Below are 2,842 nucleotides of genomic sequence, written 5' to 3' on the forward strand. Positions count from 1 at the left end.
GCGGCCGTGGCTGGCTGCAGCGCGCCCGAGGAAGTCGAGCAAGGCCATGTGCCGGCGCAGCACGCGTTGCTGTCGGTGAGCGATCAGGGGGTTGAAGATGCCGTGGCGGCTGAAGAGCTGGCGCGGGTTCTTCTTGACCCACATCCATGAGCCCATCTCCAGAGTCAAAGGCAAAAAAACGCGCCCCGGTTGTTCACTGCCGTGGCGCAGGTAGAGGTGGTCCCAGAGGTCGCCGTGCGTGAGGTACTGCATGTTCTGCGGCTCGAACACGTAGTTGTGGTGTGAGTGCGTTTGCTGGAAGACGCGGTGCAGGGCGTGCAGCTCCGCCAGGTGGGGCAGGGGCTGGCAGGTGTGGGCGTAGGGGAACCAGATGCGGTCTTGCAGGCCGAAGCCGGAGTGGCAGTCCAACGCCAGGCTGAAGGGGCGACCAAACAGTTCTTCATCCACCAGCCAGCACAGGGCCTGGCTCTCAGCCTCCATGGGGGCGCCATGCGGGCCTCGGTACCAGGGCAGGGCGGGGCTCAGGCGGTGGCCGCTCAGCAGCCAAGGCACCGGTTCGGTGGCTTCGATCGGGGCGTTGCGCATCAGGTCCACCCCGCTGGGGTTGGCGCGAGTGCCAAGCCATAGGCCGCCAGGGTTGACCAGCGGCATGAAGACCATTCTCAGTTGCGAAAGCTGGTGGTGCAGCACCTCGTCCCAGCGCAGGCGCTGCACCAGGCTGGTCAGGTAAGCGATGACGACCTCGGCGCCGATGCGCTCCAGGCCATGAACGCCTCCGAAGTAGCCGATGGCCGGCGCCTCTCGCGAAGGATTGCCCAGGGAGATGGAAGGCACCTCGAAGACCTTGCCTCCCGCTTCGACGCGGCACAGCGTGCGTGCCTGCACGTGCTCACCCCCCAGCTCGATGAGGCGGAGGATGTCGTCGAGTTCGGGCAGTGCTTGTTTTGGGCTCACGGCGGAGGGGCGCGGTGGAGACCGGACCACCTTAACGAGTCCAGGGCGGCATTTGTGTGACGGCGGCTCATGCCCGTGTCATGGGGCTGACACGCACGCCGCCTACTGTGGTGTTTTCGCAGCAAGCCCGCCCCGAACGATGCGCGTCACGCCCTCTCGCACCATGCCCGGCACCACCGTGTGGCGTTGGGTCGCCATCACCTTTGCGCTGGTCGCCGGCCTGGGGGAGTGGCTGGCTTTGCTGCGGGCCCGCCGGCGTCAGCAGCTGGCGCAACACCTGGTGCAACACTGACGGGATCGCACCCGGGCTGAAGCGGCCACGCTCGGTCACAATGGGGGCATGAGCCAATGTCCTTCTTTGATCATCCACAGCCCAGCTGGTGTCGTTGCGCAGGCCGCCTCGGTTCGCAAGGCAGCCAAGCGGCTCAAGGCCTTGGGCTTCGACGTCTCGGTTGACGCGTCCGCCCTGAAAAAGCACCAGCGCTTCGCTGGCGAAGACGCCGAGCGCCTGCAGGCCATCCACCGAGTGGCGGATGCGGTACCCCAGGTGGCCCTGGCAACGCGGGGGGGTTATGGCCTCAGCCGCCTGCTGGATCAAATCGAGTGGCCCAAGCTGGCGCGCAGCATCGAGCAGGGCACCGCCTGGGTCGGTTACAGCGATGTCACGGCCCTGCAGTTGGGGGCCATGGCGCACGGCGCTGCCGGCCCGCTCAAGCCGGGCGAGAACGTGTCTGCGGGCTTCTGGGCCGGCCCCATGGCCTGCGGCGATTTCGGGCACGCCGACCTGGCCGAGGGGGGCGATGACGTCACCCAAGCCTGCTTTGTCGAAGCCGTGACGGGTGACCTGGAAGCGGTTGGCTTTCGCACCGAGCTTGGCTTCGATGGCGTCGAGGTCACCGGGCGCCTGTGGGGCGGCAACCTGGCCGTGGTGCAGGCCCTGCTGGGCACGCCGCATTTTCCGAAGGTCAAGGGCGGCATCCTCTTCCTGGAAGACGTCAACGAGCACCCGTACCGCATTGAGCGGGCGCTGTTGCAGTTGCATCAAGCGGGCGTGCTCGGCGCCCAGAAGGCCGTCGTGCTGGGTGCTTTCACCGAGTACCGCAAATCTCCGCTGGACCGTGGCTACACGCTCAAATCGGCCATCGCCCACCTGCGCAGCGTCTGCCCGGTGCCCATCCTCACCGGCCTGCCTTTCGGGCACGTGCCGACGAAGGTTTGTGTTCCGGTGGGGCGCCAGGCCACGCTTTCGGTGCAGGGGCGTGACGCCTTCCTGCTTTGGTGATCGGGGGCGACCAGCGTGCGCGCAGCCATGGTGGCCATGAGCAGGGTGTGGGCGGCAGCCCGATCAGCCGCGCGGGGCACAGCGGCGTTGCTGGCCGTGGTGTGCATGTCACATGCGGCGCCCTCTTGGGGCGCGCACGCCTACGCACAGTTCGGCGACATCAAGTACCCCTCCGGCTTCAGCCATTTCGATCACGTCAACCCCAAGGCGCCCAAGGGCGGTGACTTTTCGCTGGTCGCGCCGGTCATCGCCAACAGCTTTGACAAGTTCAATCCGTTCACGCTCAAGGGCACGTCACCACCGGGCCTGAACGCGTTGGTGTTCGAGACCTTGCTGACCGGTAACTTCGAGGAGCCCACGACCGCCTATGCGCTGTTGGCCGAAGACGTGAGCGTGGCGCCGGACGCCATGTCGGTCACCTTCCGGCTCAACCCCAAAGCGCGCTTTCACAACGGCAATGCGGTGCTGGCCAGAGACGTCAAGCACAGCTTCGACATGTTGACCAGCAAGCAGGCCTCGCCTCAATACGCTGCCTACTTCGGGGGCGTGGCGGGGGTGCAGGTGCTGGGCGAGCGGCTGATTCGCTTTGACTTCAAGCGGCCCCGC

Annotated in this window: 4 protein-coding genes; 3 read left to right on the plus strand and 1 reads right to left on the minus strand. The window is 66.6% G+C overall.

The window, feature by feature from the left end; all coding sequences use genetic code 11:
* Positions 1-954, minus strand: a 954-nt coding sequence (locus B2W70_RS10345; protein ID WP_286745484.1) for a M14 family zinc carboxypeptidase, incomplete at its 3' end; no start/stop codon positions are given.
* A 163-nt stretch (positions 955-1,117) separates the two neighbouring features.
* On the opposite strand from B2W70_RS10345, the gene B2W70_RS10350 reads away from it, so the two are divergent.
* The 3 genes from B2W70_RS10350 to B2W70_RS10360 form a co-directional block, all read left to right on the plus strand.
* The gene (locus tag B2W70_RS10350) at positions 1,118-1,246 is read left to right on the plus strand and encodes a hypothetical protein (protein WP_286745487.1); all 129 of its coding nucleotides are present in this window, start codon (positions 1,118-1,120) and stop codon (positions 1,244-1,246) included.
* Positions 1,247-1,294: 48 nt separating this feature from the next.
* The gene (locus B2W70_RS10355) at positions 1,295-2,236 is read left to right on the plus strand and encodes an LD-carboxypeptidase (protein ID WP_286745488.1); all 942 of its coding nucleotides are present in this window, start codon (positions 1,295-1,297) and stop codon (positions 2,234-2,236) included.
* Positions 2,237-2,272: 36 nt separating this feature from the next.
* Positions 2,273-2,842, plus strand: a 570-nt coding sequence (locus tag B2W70_RS10360) for an ABC transporter substrate-binding protein (RefSeq protein WP_286745490.1), incomplete at its 3' end; no start/stop codon positions are given.

This window comes from Aquabacterium sp. UBA2148, from assembly GCF_002328915.1.
GTDB lineage: Bacteria > Pseudomonadota > Gammaproteobacteria > Burkholderiales > Burkholderiaceae_C > Aquabacterium > Aquabacterium parvum.

Bases quoted from the DNA above. Each gene is read 5' to 3' on its own strand.
- B2W70_RS10355 (WP_286745488.1), top strand. From the start codon at position 1,295: ATGAGCCAATGTCCTTCTTTGATCATCCACAGCCCAGCTGGTGTCGTT.
- B2W70_RS10350 (WP_286745487.1), top strand. From the start codon at position 1,118: ATGCCCGGCACCACCGTGTGGCGTTGGGTCGCCATCACCTTTGCGCTG.